Here is an 18817-nt window from a genome sequence, read left to right on the forward strand (position 1 = left end):
ATGTTAAACCCACTCACCGTTGTAATTGACACGATAGCCATCAGGTGTAGTCGTGTTGATTGCGAGTGCACCAGAGTTATAAGCATAGTACCATTTACCAGCTACTTTCATCCAACCAGTTTTCATTGCACCTGAGTCTTGAAGATAGTACCAGTTACCGTTATCTTTTAGCCAACCAGTCTTCATAGCACCTGAACCGTCAAGATAGTACCAGCTACCGTCTTTTACCCAGCCTGTTTGCATCCAACCAGAGTTATCAAAACGATACCAAACACCATTGATTTTTTCCCAGTCATTAGTTGTATAGGAACCGTCGGCGTGTTTGTACCACCAGCGAGAACCAGATTTGACCCAACTGCCTGAGAAATTAGAATTTGAATCAGATTGAGTAGTCGTGTTAGTATTTGAATTTGTCGAAGGATTTCCGAAAGTCACCTCTTTTCTAGCTTTAAAGACACGTTTTCTGTTGTCAACTGAGTGATCGTGTGGAGAACCTGCCTCTCCTGACATCTCCAAGATGTATGTTCCGGCAGGAAACTGTCTGATATCGAAAACATCCCCTTTAAATTTATTGCTATAGATTAAAGGTAAAAGAAATTGGTCGCTGACGTTATTAGTTAGACCACTAAAGATGACATCATTATTATGTTGGTACACAATCTTTCCGCTAGCCTTATCAATTAGAGTAACATTTCCTCTAGCTGCATTATCTCCTCCGTGTTGTAGTGGCTCTGAGAGTACACCTTCAAAATTAACTCCAAAATGATGAATTTCAACCTTTGTAATTGTTGCTTCTATTTGTTTTTCAGTACTCGTATTCGAGATAGTATTTGCTTGATTAGTCGATAATACTTCTAGTTTGGTTACATAAGTGTAAAAAGGTGCCCCTTTTCCCACGTTTTCTCTAACATCGGCTGTTAATTTATAGCGAGTACCATTTAGTTCAAACTTCATGGTATAGATACCATAATCTGTTGCTTTAAAGACAATTGTTTTACCGTTGAATCTAGCAATGCCATTTGATTCAAAACTTGCAAATTGCTTAGAAAATTCTTGTCTATAAGCCCCGTCTACAAAATCAACCTCTGTAAAGTTAGCATCACCATCAGAAAATGCTCCAAGTTGTGCTTTTCTTTTTTCTACAAGCGTCACATCTGTTGCGACTAAATCTGTATCACGATAACCAGGAGCAGGTTCTTCAACATAAGCATTAGCTGCAGGAGACCAGAACTTGACCATCGGGACGGCACTTGCTGCATTGACACTTGAAATTGTAGCTCCTGTTGCTACAAGTGATAAAACTGCTGTAGTAGTCAAAACGATTTTTTTCATAATTTTTGTTTTCCTTTTCTTTTTATCTATTTTTATAATCTTATCCTATACCCATTCCCCATTGTAATTGACACGATAACCGTCAGGGGTCGTTGTATTGATTGCGAGTGAACCAGAGCTATAGGCGTAATACCATTTGCCAGATACTTTCATCCAGCCTGTTTTCATAGCTCCTGAGCTATCAAGATAATACCAGCTACCGTTATCTTTGAGCCAGCCAGTCTTCATAGCCCCTGAACCGTCGAGATAGTACCAAGTCTCACCGTCTTTCAACCAACCTGTCTGCATCCAGCCTGAACTATCGAAGTGATACCAGATATTATCTAATTGTGCCCACTGATTGTAAGGGTAAGACCCATCAAGTTGCATAAACCACCAACGAGAGCCAGATTGTCGCCAAAAACCCATACCCCTACCAATATCTTGCATTTGAAAAAAGAAACCTGGTTTATTAGTCCCGTTAGACTTACCTTGTTTTATTTTCTTACTGGTATGAGTTCCGATGGCCTTCAAGTCTTTATCAAAAAGATTCGCCTTAGTCGCAAATGTTTGAATCTGAGAAGAGTTTGCTTCTGTGTATTGAATGGCTTTTCCATAACTACCAGCTAGTTCTTCAGAGCTACCAGATGATGTACCGAAACTTTGTGCAACGGTAACCCACCCATTTTGAGTGACAGGATTTTCAAAAGCTGCCAACCCCATATAGGTTAATTCTGGATTAATTAAGGATTCGTAGTGTCCGGTTTGACCAGAGACACTTGCCCCACTACGAGATTTGACGTAATCTGCTTTTTCCTCATACCATTGATCAATAGCGGCCATAAACCCATCATAGTTCCAAGCTAAGTTTTCGGCTAGTGAAAAATTTCCTGAAGGCCAGGCACTCCAAATATCTTTATTAGATAAACGTTTATGATTCATAGTTACAGAAGCTTCTGCTGCACGAGAAAAGGCTGTTTTCTCTAGTGCAGTTGACCATTTGATGGGAACGTAGCTACTGACTATTCCTTCCGTAACAGCTTCTTTTCTGATAGCATTTATACGGTCTAAAATAGCTTGTTTATCTGGCGTCAAGAAATTTCCTTCAATTCCAACTAAGCTATTACCAGCAGAATTGATATTTACTTCAGAGTTCATGATATGATAAGATTGACCATTGATTGCTTGAGTGGAAGCCAGCCTATCATTAGCGGCTACTGATTGGGGTGCAAGACTTCCAACTCCTAATAATGAAAGTGCTAGAACTGTTGCAAGTGTGAATTTTTTAGTTTGCTTGTTCATTTTGTCTCCTTTTGTTTTTATTATAAATGTTTTTATGATAAGTTAATTCCACCATCTCCTTTATAATAATTTACCTCTAGTATACTAAGAAACTTTATTAAATTTAAAAAAACTACGAAAAAATACGTTTTTCTATATCAACACCCTAAAATCAAGGTGAAATAGAACGTTTTCGTAGTTTTTCTCCTATTTACTTATGATTAGTGTATAATATAAAAGTGAAGTTAAAATAAAATAAGGGAGAAAGTTATGTCTACAAATTTCGGCCCCGCGCTTAAAAAGATGAGAGAAGAAAGAGGATTTACTTTAAAACAAGTAGCTGGTACAGCGATTAGCCCTAATAATCTAAGTAAGTTTGAAAAAGGCGAAGCTATGATTAAAACAGATACTTTCTTTAAAATCTTTGAGAATCTGAATATTGTTTCCAATGAAGACATCATCCTTGTGGTTTCCATGCAAAATGAAGAGACAACCAAATTAGTCGAACATAGAAATGATCGAACCTTAGAGTCTGATGATGCGAAAGAGACAGTCAAAGATGATGAAAATCCTTATGTTAGAAATTTCCTTCATTTACTAACTCTCATATCTACTGAAAAAATTCCAACGGAAGAGGATTGGGAAATCCTTGAACAACTAAAAGAACAGCTGTTTTCAATGGATTACTGGTTACCTTTTGACTTTCATGTATTTCAACGCTTAGGTACTTTATTTGATTTTCCCCTTCAAATGTATCAACAAAAAGAAAAAGAGGTTTTTGAAATTCTTACAAGTAGCCTTCCCTTAGCTACAAATCAAACCCATATGTTGGTGGATGTACTGCGAACAATTGTTAAATATTATTCTGAAAATGCTTATTATGATTTGGCACAACAATTGATTGATAAAATTGAATTGTATCGCATAAAGTATTGCAGGATTTTTCTTCATACTGGTTACTATTTACCTCTATATCCTTTTATGACTATCAAGATGTATGAGGTGTATAATTTTCTTAGACAAAATAAAACAGAGGGGATAAAACTGGGACATCAGATTATCGAACATCTTGATACTATGAAAGTTTTATTTCCAGAAAATGAAATTTTATCCCTAAAAAATTCTTTCATCAAGGAAGTCAAAGAACTCAATAAAACAGGGATTCCATTTCCCTAGAAAGGTTAAATAAATGAAATCATATAAGAAATTTACGATTCTTGCTCTGGCTCTTCTTGGATTCAGTAGCCAAACAGTTCTAGCTAATGATGCTAGTCATTCTGCGAATAACTCTATCGATAGTTCAACTACTAGCTCTGCAAGTGCTTCTCAAGCAACTACAGAAAATCAGCCAACGACTCCTAGTTCAAGTGAGCAGGAGACAAAGCCAACTCTTCCTACTGAGTCTAAGCTACAAACTGGTTGGGTAAAAGAAGATGGGAAGTGGGCTTATTATAGTCAAACGGGTGTCAAATTTACAGATACTCTTTATGAGGGCTACCTATTTGATAAGAATGGTTACTTACTTGAAAATAGCTGGTATCAGATGGCTAACAAGTGGTACTACGCCAATGGTTCAGGAAAATATCTGTCTAATCAATGGAGTCAAATCAATGGTAAGTGGTATTCATTTGATCAAAATGGTACCATGATGGCTAATACCTGGAAGGGAAATTATTACCTGAAGTCCAGTGGGGCTATGGCAGATAAAGAATGGGTGTACGATCCTAACTACTCTAGCTGGTTTTATCTCAAGTCAGGCGGACACTATGCTGAACAGCAATGGGTCGGCTCTTACTATCTAAAATCTGGTGGCTACATGGCTCACAAAGAGTGGATTTATGATCAAGATTATAAAGCTTGGTATTATCTTAAAGAAGATGGCGTTTATGTTACTGGAACTTATACTATTAATGGAAGCAGCCATTTTTTCAAAGATAATGGTAAATGGGTGCAAGAACTTCCAAAAGGATTTGAAAAGGGGCACTATAGTAAAACTATTTTCCTAGATCCAGGGCATGGTGGACGTGATTCGGGTGCCTACTATTATGGAATAGCTGAAAAAGATTTGAATCTACAGGTCTCTCGTAAATTACGGAAACGTTTAGAAGAACTTGGCTATACAGTTCTAACATCTCGTGATAGTGATGTGGATGTTGACTTTGTGACGGAGCGTTCTCGTATGGTAAATAAAACGAATGCAGACTTCTTTATTAGCATTCATTTTAACGCTACTGGAAATAACACAACATTGAATCTGGGAATACAGACTTATTCTTATAAGGAAGAAGCGGGTTACCCGAGCAAAATTAATCAATACTGGCACAATAATCCAGACCGAATGAGTGAAAGTAATCGTTTGGCCGCTGACCTTCACTCCTCTCTCTTGACTGAGACAGGAGCTAGAGATGCTGGGCTTCTGCAAGCCACCTTCGCTGTTCTTCGTGAGACTGCGAAACCTGCTGTGTTATTAGAATTGGGTTATATGGATAATCCAGAAGAAAACCAACGAATCCGTAGTGATCAATACCAAGATAAGTTAGTTGAAGGCATTATTAAAGGAATTCAAAAATATTACGCTGGAAATTAAGAAACTAGATCAAACTAAGCTTTGGAGATTTTCCTAGGCTTAGTTTTTTGCATTTGTAATGCTATTCATAACATTAAATTTTCTGAAAATTTATTAAAAAATGAGTAAAAACATATTATAATGAAACGTAAAATTAATTCAGGCTTCCTGAACCAATAGGAGTAAACAATGAAAAAACTAGGTTTTGTCCTTTTATCTTCAGCCTTGCTATTGACAGCTTGTGCTGTTAGGTTTGAAAAATCAGCAGATACAACCGATTCGTCTAAGGTGACAGCCTTGTCTGAAGATAAGAAAAATTGCTTGATAAGGCCACTGCTGACTACAAGACTTTTTTGCAAGAGCAAATTGATAAACTGTTGACAGATACAGAAGGCTTTGTCAAACTTTTGAAAGAAGGTAAGTTAGAAGAAGCCAAGAAGGTCTATTCATTGATTCGTATGTCTTATGAGCGTTCAGAACCAATCGCTGAGAGTTTTGGTGAGTCAGATGTCAAGATTGACTTCCGTTGGGCAGACTATATGGACGAAAACAAGATCGAGAAAGGTTGGTCAGGTTTCCATCGTATCGAGCGTATCCTTTGGGAAGACAATACAACAAAAGGAACTGAAAATCTAGATAAGGAAGAGTAAATCTGCACTAATAAAAAAACTTTGTACTCTAGAAACCATTGTGTGGCAATCGAGAGTGCAAAGTTTTTTTGAGTTTGGAACATGAAAACAGCAGTTCATTTCAAGAAACAAAAAAAAGAACAGCCGAAGCTGTCTTTTTACTATTATTTGAGACCGTATTTTTTGTTGAAACGATCCACGCGTCCATCTGCTTGAGTGAACTTTTGACGTCCAGTGTAGAATGGGTGTGAGTCTGATGAAATTTCCACACGGATCAATGGGTAAGTTTCGCCTTCGAACTCAACTGTTTCGTTAGAGCGTTTTGTTGAACCGCTAAGGAATTGGTAACCAGTAGTTGTGTCCATGAAGACAACTGGGCGATATTCTGGATGGATATCTTTTTTCATTTTGCAATATTTCCTTTCTGCCATGGTCTCTTTGCGAGCCATAGATTGTTACCATACTAGTCTATCAGATTCTGAAAAGTTTGGCAAGTATTTTATCAGTTTTTAAGCAAGTTTTTTAACTTTTGGTAGATGATTTCGTTTTCCTCTAGGCTATAGGAATTGGCACCACTTGCTAGAGGGTGGCCTCCACCATCATGTTCCTTGGCGATTTCATTGATAGGATGGATTTTACTGCGTAAGCGAACACGATAGTGGCCATCAGCCTGCTCCACAAAAATTCCCCAGAGACTTACACTGTCAATACGTCCAGGTGCACCGACAATGGCTGCAGTTTCAGCATCGGTAACATTGAATTGTTTCAAGACTTCTTGACTCAGGATAACGCGCGCCGCACCATTTTCATCCACTTCCAGATGGTCGTAGATGTAGCCTTGAAGTTTTGCAATTTTGTAGCTCATAGTGTCCATTTTGCGGGTGAGAGCCGCAAAGTCAAAGTTATGTTCTCTCAAATAAGCCGCCAGTCGGAGGGTTCGTGCAGTGGTAGAAGGGTAGAGGAAGCGACCTGTATCACCAACAATTCCTGCAAAGAGCAACTCAGCAGCGCGATCTGACAAGGCAAGTTGGGTTGTTTCTGCAAATAGGGTAATCATCTCACTAGCGCTACTTGAACTAGTATCTACCCAAGATAGGTCACCGTATACATCATCATTTGGATGGTGGTCAATCTTAATGAGAAAATCACCTTGACGATAGCGTTTATCATCAATACGAGCAGTATTCGCCGTATCACAAACGATGATAAGGGCACCTTGGTAGGCACTATCTTCAACAAGATCCATTTCAGCCATCCAAGTAAGAGTTGGTTCATCATAACCTACGGCTTTGATGGCTTTTTCTGGGAAATGATGTTTGAGAAGAGCTTTCAAGCCCACTTGACTTCCCAAGGCATCAGGGTCTGGTTTCATATGACGATGAATGATAATCGTGTCGTATTCTTTAATTTTTTCTAAAATTTGATGGCAAATGTCCATAAATAACCTCAATTCTTTCTCATTTCATTGTAGCACAAGAATTTTTATTTTTAAAATGAAAAAGATGTGATATAATGGAGAAAGATAAATTGAGGAGGACGATATGGCATTAGCAAAAATTGTATTTGCCAGTATGACCGGTAATACCGAAGAAATTGCAGATATTGTAGCAGACAAATTACGTGACTTGGGCTTGGATGTCGATGTTGACGAATGTACAACGGTCGACGCTTCAGACTTCTTGGAAGCAGACATCGCTATCGTTGCGACCTATACTTATGGTGATGGAGAATTGCCAGATGAGATGATGGACTTCTACGAAGACCTAGCAGATCTCAACTTGAATGGCAAAATCTACGGAGTGGTCGGCTCAGGAGATACCTTCTACGATGAATTCTGTAAGGCTGTTGATGACTTTGACCGTGTCTTTGTGTCAACAGGAGCAGAAAAAGGTTCAGAGTGTGTCAAAGTTGATCTTTCTGCCGAGGAAGAAGATATTGAACGCTTAGAACAATTCGCAGAAGAATTGGCTGCTAAAGTAGGATAAGCATAAAAGTGCGCTGATGTAATTAATCAGTGCATTTTTCTTATCCAGAGTTGGGATTTTACTAGCCTATTTGATGGCTTTTTGATACAATAATTCAAATAAAGGAGGAGACTGTATGGATTTAGATATTATTCGCCAAGAAATTGATCAAATAGATGACCAAATTGTCAAACTGTTAGAAGAACGAATGCATTTGGTTGAGGGGGTAGTTGCTTATAAGAAAGCATCAGGTAAACCGATTTTAGATACCAAGAGAGAATCAATTATCTTTGAAAAGGTTAGAAGTCGTGTAGGAGATAAGCGCTATAAGGAGACTATTGTAGCGACTTTTTCTGACATACTCAAACGTTCGCGTGATTATCAGGATCAAAACATCAAATGAAAAAAGAACAATTTTATCCGCTAGGAATTTTTCTAGCTGCCATGGTGGGCGGACTTGTGCGCTATCGAGTTTCCACTTGGTTACCAGCCAGCCCAGATTTCCCCTTGGGCACCCTTCTTGTTAACTATCTAGGCATTTTCTGCTTGGTGTATCTTGTTAAGGGCTATTTAGTCTATAAGGGAACCAGTAAAGGCGTTATTTTAGCACTGGGGACGGGCTTTTGTGGCGGTTTAACAACTTTTTCCAGTCTAATGCTTGATGCTGTGAAACTGCTTGATACAGGGCGTTATCTTAGTTTAGTCCTGTATTTGCTTTTGAGTATTGGTGGAGGCCCACTTTTGGCTTATTTTCTAGGGAGGAAGAAATGGTAATCGTCTATCTTGCAATTGCTTGTGGTTTCGGAGCTTTAGTGCGCTATTTCTTTTCCCGCTATAATCAATCTTCTAAATTGCCACTTGGAACGCTTATAGCAAATCTTTTGGGGTGTTTTTTGATTGGATTATTCTACAATCATGTAGAGTCTAAGGAAGTCTATGCTATTTTAGTGACGGGTTTTTGTGGAGGTTTAACAACTTTTTCTACCTTGAATGATGAACTTCAAAGACTGTTAAGCGATAAGAAGGTTTTTTACGTTTACCTGACTTTGACCTACCTAGGTGGTTTGGTTGCGATTTTTTTAGGAATTCTGCTATAAATTTCTTTACTTTTTTGTGGAAATTTGGTAAACTGTATCTTGTGTGTAATGGACGCACAAAAATACAGTTTATCCGCTGAGGAAGATTCCTCAAGATTGACAAAGATAGGAGAATAAAATGAATCCATTAATCCAAAGCTTGACTGAAGGTCAACTTCGTACAGATATCCCATCATTCCGTCCTGGTGACACTGTTCGTGTACATGCGAAAGTTGTCGAAGGTAACCGTGAACGTATCCAGATTTTTGAAGGTGTTGTTATCGCACGTAAAGGTGCTGGTATCTCAGAAAACTACACAGTTCGTAAAATCTCTAACGGTGTAGGTGTTGAGCGTATCTTCCCAATCCACACTCCACGTGTTGAAAAAATCGAAGTTGTTCGTTATGGTAAAGTACGTCGTGCGAAATTGTACTACTTGCGTGCTCTTCAAGGTAAAGCAGCTCGTATCAAAGAAATCCGTCGTTAATTCGACTAAAAAACTCTGCTTTTTCAGCAGAGTTTTTATCTAGCTCCCTTAGTTCAATGGATATAACAACTCCCTCCTAAGGAGTAGTTGCAGGTTCGATTCCTGCAGGGGGCATTTTTAGTAAATTAAGAAAAATAAAGAATATTCAAAGTGTTTATTTATAGGCAATCATTACAATTTAGTTTTTTAAAATAGGTTAGTATTTTTTCCTTGACTAATTCATAATCAAAATTTTACAAAAAATTATATTTTGATCAATGATTACAGAATAAAGTGGATCTGCATAGTAACTTTGACATCTATTAGTTAAAAAATAAGGACTTCCTTTGTTAGAATGTCCTTATTTTTATTATGGAATTGGACAAATGAGGTAAAGGTTCAGATCTATGAACTCAGAAAGTAAGTACAAAGCTTTAAACAGCTTTCAAAAAGATTTAGTGTGGATTTTTCGGGCTAAGGTATGTGACAAAAAGAATTGATTGTTATGAAATAGAGAGCCTAAAAAATGGGGAAAATCGTTATTGTTCCCCTGAATTTGATATGTTGTAAAAGATTATTTCTGGTCTGTTAAATATATCAATAACAAAATTTAAACATGATAGTCTAATATCTAATCCATTTAAAGTGAATACGTTTATCAATCGTTTGAGTAAGAAAATCTCAAAAGAAGGAGGGATAGGTTTTCAAAAATAACATATCTAGTCATTGCTTATATATAATTTGTATCTTTTGTTTTGTTAATTTGTATTTAAAATTTAATCGTGTTACAATTGAAATTGAAATCAAATAGAAAAGGAAAATGCAAACGTGGGCACACTTTTAGCAACAAGATTAAAAAATAGACGAAAAGAATTAAAAATGTCTCAGCGAAAATTGGCTGAGGGGATATGCAAACAGGGACAGATTAGTCGATTGGAGAATGGAGAATTTCTCCAGGAGCAGACTTTTTATATGCTCTGTCTAAGAAGTTAAAAGTTAGTATAGATTATTTTTTTAATGAGGAGATTGGAGAGGAGATTGATGAGCTATCAGAGTTTAAGAAGTTAGCCCAGACATTTATCACAAATCGAAATTATGAGTCTCTGAAATATATATATGAACTAGAGAGTGTAAAGGTACATCGCTTGTCTCTAGTAGATAAGTTTTATATGGAGTGGATAAAATCTCTTATAGATTTTTATTTCTACGGGCAAAAAGAGGAGGCTGTGGCAAGATTGGAGAAGGTACTGTCTCAGTTAAGTGTATCTGACTTGACCTACCTTCAGGTTTCAAATACTCTATTCAATTTTTATTATGATATTGAAGATTTAGAAAGTTTTAATGAAATTTGAGAAAAGTTAGAGTATCAAGTAAATCAACTCAAGTTAAACACAATCGAAGAATTAAACCTTTCTATTAAATTTAATTATAATGTTTGTCGCTACCTATGGTTGCAGAATAATACTGAAGAAGCTATTACTAAAATCACAGATACGATAAAGCAATGTAAGACGTATAGAACAACATATCTTTTGGCTGATTTGTATTTATTGATGGGAAATGTCAGTAAGAATTTTTCTTCTAAAGTTGCAGTAAAAGAGTACTTTGAAACGGCTTATTTTCTATATAAGCTTGAGGGCAATATGTCAATAGCTCTAAAAATTGAGCATTACATTGCAGATATAACAGAATAGTAAAGACGATGTTCAATTAAGCATCGTTTTTTAAATCCAAAATAATACAAATATGTATTTAATAAAAATAAATAAAAAAATATTATCGAAAATCTTGACAGTATTATATTGAAGTGCTAAAATGTGTGCAAGAAAATATTAGGCTTTGTGTCCATAAAACATCACCAGAAACTTACTATAGACTGAGTGAATTTAAAGAGACTTCAGCCTTTGAAGAATTGAGAGGTAAAATTAATGAATGAATTAGAAGTTAGATTTGAACTTAACGATGAGAGGGATTATAATAATGCTATTGCATATTTAGAAAAATCTTATAAATTTAAGTGTGAAAATAAGCAAGTTGATGAATATTTTAAAACAAAAGGAAGAGAATTTGAAAATGATGAGGTAGGTAGCTTTATTTACAGAATTCGTCAAGAAGCTGATGATAAGGCATGTGTTTTCACAAGAAAAGATACGATAAAACAAGGAATGTGGAGTGAAAGTGAAATAGAGTTAGAATCTGAAAAATTAGAATTTGTAAGGAATATCTTGCAAGATGGTTTTTCAAATATTTTCACAATAAGTAAACATAGAAAGACTTATCATGATGTATTAGAAAATAAAACGATTAATCTAGATCAGATTGATGGTCTTGGATTTTATCTTGAAATAGAGATTTTAGGAGATTTTTCAAAAGAAGATTATAATAATTTTTATGAGAAAATGTGCGGAGAGTTCTCGTTTTTAAATTCAAAAATAGAAACAAAGGGCTATGTCCAATTAATGAGAGAAAAAAATGGACGTAATTGAAATTATCAAATAGTCTTGTTGGGATTGTTTACTCAATTGCTGGATTTGGTAGTTTGATAGCAGTAACCCTTCTTTCTACTTTTTTGAATAAGAAGGATGCCTTTATATTGATGAATATATCAATGGCAACCATCCCACTTGTCATTATGGCGAGTGGAATAGTAGAAAATTGGATATTTTTTGGAATTTGTTATTCAATTTTGAGCGGATTAATTACAATAGCTTCTGTTTCGATTACAACAATACAGCAACAAGAAAGTACTGTGTATAATATTGGAAAGATACTTTCTAGTTCTTTTGTAATAGCTACCATTTTTGCTCCTTTTGGAGGGATACTGGCTGCTTATTTTAATTGGCTTTTAAACCCGAGATTAAGTCTAGTTATTTTGGGATTACTAAGTAGTTTATTGGTTATTCTTATAAAGAGTTATGAAAAAAAGCTAACTAAGAAAAGAACTGCAATATTTATAAAGGAAGATTAGTGGATTAATTATCATTAGAAAAAATAATATTAATTCGTAGTAAAATAAAAAATTGAAAAAGGTTTTACATAATGTACTACCTTTTTCAGATTTAATAATTATTAAGGAGATAGAACTAGAAACCAAAAATACTGAATTTTAAACTGCACCCCATAAGTAAGATTTTTTCTGTCTAACTTTTGGGGTCAGTACATTATCTCTAACTTATGGAGTGCTTTTTCTATATTCAAATTATTTTACAGCACCCACGTACGGATGGCATGGGCAACGCCAGATTCATCATTAGATTTAGTGATGTATTTGGCGATTTTTTTGATTTCTGGATTTCCGTTTTCCATGACTACGGGGTTTCCAACGACTTCCAGCATGGCGCGGTCATTTTCTTCGTCACCGATAGCCATGGTTTCATCTTTAGTCAATCCTAGTTTTTCAGCTAGGTGAGTGATAGCTGAACCTTTGTCAACATTCTTTTTAAGGAGTTCGAGGTAGAAAGGAGCGGATTTGTTGATGGAGTAGCGTTCGTAAAATTCTGCTGGAATTTTTTCAATCGCAACATCGAGAATCTCAGGCTCATCGATGAACATACACTTGACGATTTCCTTATCAGCCATTTCTTCAGGTGTACGGTAGAAGATAGGCATGCTGACGAGGGTTGATTCGTGCACAGTGTATTTTCCGATATTGCGATTGGCAGTATAGATACCGTCCTTGGTAATAGCGTGCATGTGAACGCCAAGCTTACGACTGAGGAATTCCATATCTAGATAATCCTCATAGGTCAAGGATTCGCTGATAATCTCATGGCCTGTAGCAGTTTCTTGGACAAGGGCACCATTGAAGGTCACGACATAGTCGCCTTCATCTCTCAACTGCAAGTCGTCCAGAAGTTTGGCAACACCTGCGATGGGGCGACCAGTTGCAATGACGACTTTGACACCAGCTTCTTTGGCATCTTGGATGGCAGAAAAGACTTCAGGAGTGATCTCCTTTTGGCTGTTGACTAGGGTTCCGTCGATATCGACGGCGATTAGTTTAATACTCATAAATTTCCTCTTTTAGTTTTTATTTGGGGTAAAATGATCGTTCTCAATCAAGTGTAAAAATTGCTGGGTAATACTTGCAAAGATGCTGTTTTGGTCCAACATTTCTTTCGGAAAATAGAAACGATTATCTCCGTGACGACTACCAGCAAGGGATTGGACGATAGGAGACAGGCTAGAGAGTTCGGCCAGTTCTCCATTCTTTTGTAAAATTTCAATCTGTGTCCGCGGATTTTCAGATTCGGGACGATAGATATCATAAGGGAGGTCGAAGTTCTTATGAATAGCAGTGTAGTAGTCGGGATCAAAGCCGATGTCCTCAACCAATTTTCTCATGCTAGCAAGTTTGTCTTGGTCCTCTTGTGAAAAGGTAATGGATTTAAAGACCTTGCGGTTGACAAAGCGTTGCGACAGGTCTGCAAGAATCTTGTCAGGACTGGTCATCCAGAGTTGGAAATAGGTATTCATCACACCATCATCCAGAGCCAGATAGTCAGACAAGGTCACATTTTTTTCGAAGAAAGGCAGGAGATGTGGAGAAGTTCGTGCAAAGAAGTCCTTGTCCTCAGGATAGAGTTCCTTAGCCCGTTTGAGGAGATTTTGCAGGAGAACTTCCATGGCGCGTGTTGCTGGGTGGAAATAGACCTGCATATACATCTGGTAGCGACTGAGAACATAGTCTTCGATGGCGTGCATGCCATTGCGCTGAAAGGCGATACCATTTTCGACAGGACGAATCACTCGGAGGATTCGAGTCAGGTCAAATTCCCCATAGGATGCTCCTGTAAAATAGGAGTCGCGCAAGAGATAGTCCATGCGGTCCGCATCAATCTGACTGGAAATGAGCTGCACGACCTGCTTATTAGGATAGGTGTGGTCAATGACACTGGCAACCTTTTCTGGAAAGTCTGGCGCAACTTGTAGCAGGACTTGGTGAATCTCCGTTTCAGGACTTTGGATAATCTCCGTTTCAGGACTTTGGATAATCTCCTGAGTAATGGCTTCATGGTCTGTATCAAAGAGATGTTCAAAAGTATGGGAGTAGGCACCATGCCCAAGGTCGTGTAAAAGAGCAGCGGTCATGGTCAAGAGAGACTCGGCAGGGTTCCATTCTTCTGGATATTTTTCTTCAAAGATCTCCGTGATACGTCGTGCAATTTCATAGACTCCTAGACAGTGGGAGAAGCGGCTGTGCTCCCCACCGTGGAAGGTATAACTGGAAGTTCCCAGTTGTTTGATACGACGCAAACGCTGAAATTCTTTTGTATTAATCAAGTCATAGATGATTTGATTATTGACATGGATGTAGTTGTGAACTGGGTCACGGAATACTTTTTCGTTCATATGACCATTATAGCAAAATCCTGATATTTTTGGTAAAATAGTAGGACAAGAGACAAGAAAGAGGACTAGATGTGAAGATTCGGATGCGAAATACGATTCAGTTTGATGAGCAGTTGGAAGTGATTGACCAGCTATATGATGTTGAAGTGCATGAGAAGGGAGATTATAGCTATCTGCTTTTCTACAATGAGGAAAAGGAAAAAGTAGTGATTAAATTTCATGCTCAAGAACTGGTGATGACACGTTTTTCGAGTCCCAAGACCATTATGCGCTTTTTAAAGGATAGTGATAGTTTAGCCTATATTCCCACACCTATGGGCATGCAGGAGTTTATCATCCAAACGAACCGTTATGAAGTTGATGGACAAAAGATTCATTTAGATTATCAACTACAAAATCAAGAGGGGCAACCCTTTGCCCGCTATCAATTGGAAATTACTTGGGGTTAGTCTCTTGTTTTTTTCAAATTTTTGCTAGCTATCTTCTCGGATTAGCCTGCTAATGTGGTAGATTAGGCTATTTTTTGGTATAATAAAAGTTATGGAAATCGAAAAAACCAATCGTATGAATGCGCTCTTTGAATTTTATGCGGCGCTTTTGACAGATAAGCAAATGAATTATATAGAGCTCTACTACGCTGATGATTACAGCCTTGCTGAGATTGCCGAGGAGTTTGGTGTCAGTCGTCAGGCTGTCTATGATAATATCAAGCGGACAGAAAAGATTCTGGAAGATTATGAGATGAAATTGCACATGTACTCGGACTACATTGTCCGTAGTCAGATTTTTGACCAGATTTTGGAGCGCTATCCCAAGGATGACTTTCTGCAGGAGCAGATAGAAATTTTAACAAGCATTGATAATAGAGAATAAGAGGAAGAAACATGGCATTTGAAAGTTTAACAGAACGTTTACAGAACGTCTTTAAAAATCTACGTAAAAAAGGAAAAATCTCTGAATCTGATGTCCAAGAGGCAACCAAAGAAATTCGCTTGGCCTTGCTTGAGGCCGACGTTGCCTTGCCTGTTGTAAAGGACTTTATCAAGAAAGTTCGTGAGCGTGCAATCGGACACGAAGTCATTGATACCCTCAATCCTGCCCAACAGATTATCAAAATCGTTGATGAGGAACTGACAGCTGTTTTAGGTTCTGACACGGCAGAAATTATCAAGTCACCTAAAATTCCTACAATCATCATGATGGTTGGTTTGCAGGGGGCTGGTAAAACAACTTTTGCTGGTAAATTGGCCAACAAACTCAAGAAGGAAGAAAATGCCCGTCCTTTGATGATTGCGGCAGATATCTATCGTCCAGCTGCCATTGACCAGCTCAAAACTCTTGGACAACAAATTGATGTGCCTGTCTTCGCACTTGGGACAGAGGTTCCAGCTGTTGAGATTGTACGTCAAGGTTTGGAACAAGCCCAAGCCAATCACAACGATTATGTCTTGATTGATACGGCAGGTCGTTTGCAGATTGATGAGCTCCTCATGAATGAGCTTCGTGACGTGAAAGCCTTGGCTCAACCAAACGAAATCTTGCTTGTCGTTGATGCTATGATTGGTCAGGAAGCAGCCAATGTTGCGCGTGAGTTTAATGCTCAGTTGGAAGTGACTGGGGTTATCCTTACCAAGATTGATGGTGATACTCGTGGTGGTGCGGCTCTATCTGTTCGTCACATTACCGGAAAACCAATCAAGTTCACTGGTACAGGTGAAAAGATTACGGACATTGAGACCTTCCACCCAGACCGTATGTCTAGCCGTATCCTTGGCATGGGGGATATGCTCACTTTGATTGAGAAAGCTTCTCAGGAATACGATGAGCAAAAAGCCCTTGAAATGGCTGAGAAGATGCGTGAAAACACCTTTGATTTCAATGATTTCATTGATCAGTTGGATCAGGTGCAAAACATGGGGTCGATGGAAGACTTGCTCAAGATGATTCCAGGTATGGCCAACAATCCAGCCCTTCAAAACATGAAGGTGGATGAGCGCCAGATTGCGCGCAAACGTGCCATTGTTTCTTCTATGACGCCTGAAGAGCGTGAAAATCCAGATTTGTTAAATCCAAGCCGTCGTCGTCGTATTGCCGCAGGTTCTGGAAATACATTTGTCGAAGTCAATAAATTCATTAAAGACTTTAACCAGGCTAAACAACTCATGCAAGGTGTTATGTCTGGCGACATGAACAAGATGATGAAGCAGATGGGAATCAATCCAAACAACCTTCCTAAAAATATGCCAAATATGGGAGGAATGGATATGTCTGCCCTTGAAGGAATGATGGGACAAGGTGGTATGCCTGACCTGTCAGCTCTCGGAGGAGCAGGAATGCCAGATATGAGTCAGATGTTTGGTGGCGGACTCAAGGGTAAAATCGGTGAATTTGCTATGAAACAGTCCATGAAACGCATGGCTAATAAAATGAAGAAAGCAAAGAAGAAACGTAAGTAAGACAAGAGATTGAGCCAAATAAAGCAAATATTATAATAAAACGCATAGTATCAAGGTTTATGAACACCTGATATTATGCATTTTTTGATTTTAATAATTTTGTTAATACACTTTTATTATGATATACGAAAAATCCACTCAGTTGTCTGAGTAGATTAGGTGTATTTAGATTCTTAGTCTTTATTTTCGTATGGCAAGATCAAGTTCAAGATGATTCCTGTCATGGCTGATAGGGCAGTACCTGAAAGGGTAACTGGACCAAGTTTAAGGATAGCTCCTCCAAGTCCAAGGACCAACATAGCACTTGCGATGATGAGGTTACGCATTTGACTGAAGTCTACACGTTCTTTGATTAAGACTTTCAAACCGTTGCTGGCGATAACCCCATAGAGAAGGATTGACATACCACCAAGTACAGTTGACAAAGAGCCAAAAAAGGAACCAAAATGGTTCCTAAAACTATTAATTAGTTACTTGCTCCAGATGTAGCGTCTGCGCCACCACCGTGACCTCCAGCATCACCTGAATCAGAAGCTCCAGATGTAGCATCTGCTCCGCCATGTCCTCCAGCAGGAGCTGCAGCATTTCCACCAACTAGGCGTTGACCAGTTGTATTGAGGTACCAGTCAAGCCATGGTTGGAAATTAAAGATGATTTCATTGATTCCAGCATATGAACCATCTGGATAGTACATTGCTTGGTAATTATGGGTGTTAATAACACCTTCAGGTGTTCCCGGCACAATTGTACGGACATATTCTTGATCCCCGTTACGCAATACGCCGACAACCCATTCAACGTTTTTCATTCTAGAATCTGGCAATGTACCGTGTACTGTTCCTAATCTATTTCCTGATTGAGCACGTACACGTTTACCAAACATTGTATCTGGGTCTTGGTGTGCGTTATTAAAGTACAAGAATTGATTGTTATCATCTGCAAATGTCAATTCAAATGGCATTGCCTTCAAGAACATATCAATTTGGTTAACTGTCAAGATACCGTGGTCTAATTTAACGTAAGTATCTCCAGAAACAGCTCCAACAAGTTCGGCAGCTTTTTCTACCCATTCAGGATCATCTGGATCAACACCTTGGATGGTAGTTGCAATTGAATTTGTACAATATAAATCTTCTGGCTCAATTGGTTTTGGTTTTTTCAATTTTGAAACGACTCCCACATATTTTACAAAGTTGTCCAAGCATGTTTCAAGGAAATTAACAGTTCCTTCATTTGTGATATTTCCATTAACATCAAAAGCTTCTTTAGCTTTACCAAGAAGGAATTCGTTACCTGGAAGCGTATAGGCATTAACACCTGGAGCGTCAAGAATCTTACGAAGGTGAACTTGGGCACGAGAAGTACCTTGGTCGTAGTAAGAAGCTCCCACAATCATGACTGGTTTGTTTTCAAATGGATGAACTTCGTATGAAAGCCATTCAAGAACAGATTTTAGAGAAGCTGAGATTGTGTGGTTGTGCTCAGGAGTAGCAATAATGACACCATCAGCACGAGTAATTCTGTTATACAAGAGACGCAATTGGAAGTTTTCATCCCATTTTTCGTCTTGGTTAAACATTGGAACTTCGTCAATTTCGAGAACTTCTAATTCAAATTTGAGTTTGAAGTGACGACGGATGAATTCCAAGAGTTTACGGTTATATGATTGATCGTAGTTTGATCCTACAAGTCCAACAAATTTCATTCTTTTTGGTC

20 protein-coding genes, 1 tRNA gene and 2 pseudogenes are annotated in these 18817 nt (G+C 38.0%); 15 read left to right on the forward strand and 8 right to left on the reverse strand.

Annotated features, from left to right (window positions below):
* Window positions 1-3 precede the first annotated feature (3 nt).
* Window positions 4-1332: an N-acetylmuramoyl-L-alanine amidase family protein gene (locus tag SK608_RS04830; RefSeq protein ID WP_033676978.1), complete on the reverse strand. Its 1329-nt coding sequence runs from the start codon at window positions 1330-1332 to the stop codon at window positions 4-6.
* A 45-nt stretch (window positions 1333-1377) separates the two neighbouring features.
* Window positions 1378-2613 carry a CAP domain-containing protein gene (locus SK608_RS04835; RefSeq protein ID WP_033676980.1) on the reverse strand — a complete coding sequence of 412 codons (1236 nt, stop codon included), beginning with the start codon at window positions 2611-2613 and terminating at the stop codon, window positions 1378-1380.
* Between the two features lie 249 nt (window positions 2614-2862).
* Here SK608_RS04835 and SK608_RS04840 point away from each other — a divergent pair, with 249 nt between their 5' ends.
* The 3 genes and pseudogenes from SK608_RS04840 to SK608_RS04850 form a co-directional block, all read left to right on the forward strand.
* On the forward strand, window positions 2863-3768 hold the full coding sequence (locus SK608_RS04840; protein WP_033676982.1) for a helix-turn-helix domain-containing protein: 906 nt from the start codon (window positions 2863-2865) through the stop codon (window positions 3766-3768).
* 13 nt (window positions 3769-3781) lie between these two features.
* A complete protein-coding gene (locus SK608_RS04845) occupies window positions 3782-5179 on the forward strand; it encodes an N-acetylmuramoyl-L-alanine amidase (protein ID WP_033676984.1) in 1398 nt (465 codons plus the stop codon).
* Window positions 5180-5347: 168 nt separating this feature from the next.
* Window positions 5348-5790, forward strand: a pseudogene (locus SK608_RS04850) (imelysin family protein); the annotation flags it as partial.
* 161 nt (window positions 5791-5951) lie between these two features.
* On the opposite strand, the gene SK608_RS04855 reads toward SK608_RS04850, so the two are convergent.
* Window positions 5952-6194 carry a type B 50S ribosomal protein L31 gene (locus tag SK608_RS04855; RefSeq protein WP_000710764.1) on the reverse strand — a complete coding sequence of 81 codons (243 nt, stop codon included), beginning with the start codon at window positions 6192-6194 and terminating at the stop codon, window positions 5952-5954.
* Between the two features lie 95 nt (window positions 6195-6289).
* Window positions 6290-7225 carry a DHH family phosphoesterase gene (locus tag SK608_RS04860; protein ID WP_033676988.1) on the reverse strand — a complete coding sequence of 312 codons (936 nt, stop codon included), beginning with the start codon at window positions 7223-7225 and terminating at the stop codon, window positions 6290-6292.
* Window positions 7226-7328: 103 nt separating this feature from the next.
* On the opposite strand from SK608_RS04860, the gene SK608_RS04865 reads away from it, so the two are divergent.
* From SK608_RS04865 to SK608_RS04910, 9 genes and pseudogenes are all read left to right on the forward strand, one after another.
* Window positions 7329-7772, forward strand: a complete 444-nt coding sequence (locus SK608_RS04865) for a flavodoxin (protein WP_001162128.1) — start codon at window positions 7329-7331, stop codon at window positions 7770-7772.
* A 115-nt stretch (window positions 7773-7887) separates the two neighbouring features.
* On the forward strand, window positions 7888-8154 hold the full coding sequence (locus SK608_RS04870; RefSeq protein ID WP_033676990.1) for a chorismate mutase: 267 nt from the start codon (window positions 7888-7890) through the stop codon (window positions 8152-8154).
* Entirely contained in the window at window positions 8151-8525 is a 375-nt protein-coding gene (gene crcB, locus SK608_RS04875; RefSeq protein WP_033676992.1) for a fluoride efflux transporter CrcB, read from the forward strand. Before SK608_RS04870 ends, crcB (SK608_RS04875) begins: the two co-directional genes overlap by 4 nt.
* Window positions 8519-8848 carry a fluoride efflux transporter CrcB gene (gene crcB, locus SK608_RS04880; RefSeq protein WP_033676994.1) on the forward strand — a complete coding sequence of 110 codons (330 nt, stop codon included), beginning with the start codon at window positions 8519-8521 and terminating at the stop codon, window positions 8846-8848. Before crcB (SK608_RS04875) ends, crcB (SK608_RS04880) begins: the two co-directional genes overlap by 7 nt.
* A 118-nt stretch (window positions 8849-8966) precedes the next feature.
* The gene (gene rplS / locus SK608_RS04885) at window positions 8967-9314 is read left to right on the forward strand and encodes a 50S ribosomal protein L19 (protein ID WP_001068669.1); all 348 of its coding nucleotides are present in this window, start codon (window positions 8967-8969) and stop codon (window positions 9312-9314) included.
* Between the two features lie 42 nt (window positions 9315-9356).
* Window positions 9357-9428 (forward strand) — tRNA-Arg (locus SK608_RS04890).
* Window positions 9429-10121: 693 nt separating this feature from the next.
* Window positions 10122-10987, forward strand: a pseudogene (locus SK608_RS04900) (helix-turn-helix domain-containing protein).
* Window positions 10988-11221: 234 nt separating this feature from the next.
* Complete coding sequence (locus SK608_RS04905; protein WP_033676995.1) at window positions 11222-11779, forward strand: CYTH domain-containing protein; 558 nt, start codon at window positions 11222-11224, stop codon at window positions 11777-11779.
* A complete protein-coding gene (locus tag SK608_RS04910) occupies window positions 11776-12261 on the forward strand; it encodes an MFS transporter (protein ID WP_235202153.1) in 486 nt (161 codons plus the stop codon). Before SK608_RS04905 ends, SK608_RS04910 begins: the two co-directional genes overlap by 4 nt.
* 236 nt (window positions 12262-12497) lie before the next feature.
* On the opposite strand, the gene yidA is transcribed toward SK608_RS04910, so the two are convergent.
* The gene (gene yidA / locus SK608_RS04915) at window positions 12498-13304 is read right to left on the reverse strand and encodes a sugar-phosphatase (protein ID WP_033676997.1); all 807 of its coding nucleotides are present in this window, start codon (window positions 13302-13304) and stop codon (window positions 12498-12500) included.
* Between the two features lie 12 nt (window positions 13305-13316).
* Window positions 13317-14645 (reverse strand): HD domain-containing protein, encoded by a 1329-nt coding sequence (locus tag SK608_RS04920; RefSeq protein WP_033677000.1) that lies wholly within the window; start codon window positions 14643-14645, stop codon window positions 13317-13319.
* 71 nt (window positions 14646-14716) lie between these two features.
* On the opposite strand from SK608_RS04920, the gene SK608_RS04925 reads away from it, so the two are divergent.
* From SK608_RS04925 to ffh, 3 genes are all read left to right on the forward strand, one after another.
* The gene (locus SK608_RS04925) at window positions 14717-15094 is read left to right on the forward strand and encodes a YwiB family protein (RefSeq protein WP_082242415.1); all 378 of its coding nucleotides are present in this window, start codon (window positions 14717-14719) and stop codon (window positions 15092-15094) included.
* Between the two features lie 91 nt (window positions 15095-15185).
* Window positions 15186-15518, forward strand: a complete 333-nt coding sequence (locus tag SK608_RS04930; RefSeq protein ID WP_000402066.1) for a putative DNA-binding protein — start codon at window positions 15186-15188, stop codon at window positions 15516-15518.
* Between the two features lie 11 nt (window positions 15519-15529).
* Entirely contained in the window at window positions 15530-17101 is a 1572-nt protein-coding gene (gene ffh, locus SK608_RS04935) for a signal recognition particle protein (RefSeq protein ID WP_033677003.1), read from the forward strand.
* Window positions 17102-17274: 173 nt separating this feature from the next.
* Here ffh and SK608_RS04940 read toward each other — a convergent pair whose 3' ends face one another.
* Window positions 17275-17568: a solute carrier family 23 protein gene (locus SK608_RS04940; RefSeq protein WP_261055666.1), complete on the reverse strand. Its 294-nt coding sequence runs from the start codon at window positions 17566-17568 to the stop codon at window positions 17275-17277.
* On the reverse strand, window positions 17568-18806 hold the full coding sequence (locus SK608_RS04945) for an NAD(P)H-dependent oxidoreductase (RefSeq protein WP_033677006.1): 1239 nt from the start codon (window positions 18804-18806) through the stop codon (window positions 17568-17570). Before SK608_RS04945 ends, SK608_RS04940 begins: the two co-directional genes overlap by 1 nt.
* Between the last annotated feature and the right edge of the window lie 11 nt (window positions 18807-18817).

Source organism: Streptococcus mitis subsp. hohhotensis (genome assembly GCF_000722775.1).
Classification (GTDB): Bacteria; Bacillota; Bacilli; order Lactobacillales; family Streptococcaceae; genus Streptococcus; species Streptococcus carlssonii.

Excerpts from the sequence above, each read along its gene's own strand:
- SK608_RS04830 (WP_033676978.1), bottom strand. The coding sequence starts at position 1,332 with ATGAAAAAAATCGTTTTGACTACTACAGCAGTTTTATCACTTGTAGCA.
- SK608_RS04835 (WP_033676980.1), bottom strand. The coding sequence starts at position 2,613 with ATGAACAAGCAAACTAAAAAATTCACACTTGCAACAGTTCTAGCACTT.
- SK608_RS04840 (WP_033676982.1), top strand. The coding sequence starts at position 2,863 with ATGTCTACAAATTTCGGCCCCGCGCTTAAAAAGATGAGAGAAGAAAGA.
- SK608_RS04845 (WP_033676984.1), top strand. The coding sequence starts at position 3,782 with ATGAAATCATATAAGAAATTTACGATTCTTGCTCTGGCTCTTCTTGGA.
- SK608_RS04855 (WP_000710764.1), bottom strand. The coding sequence starts at position 6,194 with ATGAAAAAAGATATCCATCCAGAATATCGCCCAGTTGTCTTCATGGAC.
- SK608_RS04860 (WP_033676988.1), bottom strand. The coding sequence starts at position 7,225 with ATGGACATTTGCCATCAAATTTTAGAAAAAATTAAAGAATACGACACG.
- SK608_RS04865 (WP_001162128.1), top strand. The coding sequence starts at position 7,329 with ATGGCATTAGCAAAAATTGTATTTGCCAGTATGACCGGTAATACCGAA.
- SK608_RS04870 (WP_033676990.1), top strand. The coding sequence starts at position 7,888 with ATGGATTTAGATATTATTCGCCAAGAAATTGATCAAATAGATGACCAA.
- crcB (WP_033676992.1), top strand. The coding sequence starts at position 8,151 with ATGAAAAAAGAACAATTTTATCCGCTAGGAATTTTTCTAGCTGCCATG.
- crcB (WP_033676994.1), top strand. The coding sequence starts at position 8,519 with ATGGTAATCGTCTATCTTGCAATTGCTTGTGGTTTCGGAGCTTTAGTG.
- rplS (WP_001068669.1), top strand. The coding sequence starts at position 8,967 with ATGAATCCATTAATCCAAAGCTTGACTGAAGGTCAACTTCGTACAGAT.
- SK608_RS04905 (WP_033676995.1), top strand. The coding sequence starts at position 11,222 with ATGAATGAATTAGAAGTTAGATTTGAACTTAACGATGAGAGGGATTAT.
- yidA (WP_033676997.1), bottom strand. The coding sequence starts at position 13,304 with ATGAGTATTAAACTAATCGCCGTCGATATCGACGGAACCCTAGTCAAC.
- SK608_RS04920 (WP_033677000.1), bottom strand. The coding sequence starts at position 14,645 with ATGAACGAAAAAGTATTCCGTGACCCAGTTCACAACTACATCCATGTC.
- SK608_RS04930 (WP_000402066.1), top strand. The coding sequence starts at position 15,186 with ATGGAAATCGAAAAAACCAATCGTATGAATGCGCTCTTTGAATTTTAT.
- ffh (WP_033677003.1), top strand. The coding sequence starts at position 15,530 with ATGGCATTTGAAAGTTTAACAGAACGTTTACAGAACGTCTTTAAAAAT.
- SK608_RS04945 (WP_033677006.1), bottom strand. The coding sequence starts at position 18,806 with ATGAAATTTGTTGGACTTGTAGGATCAAACTACGATCAATCATATAAC.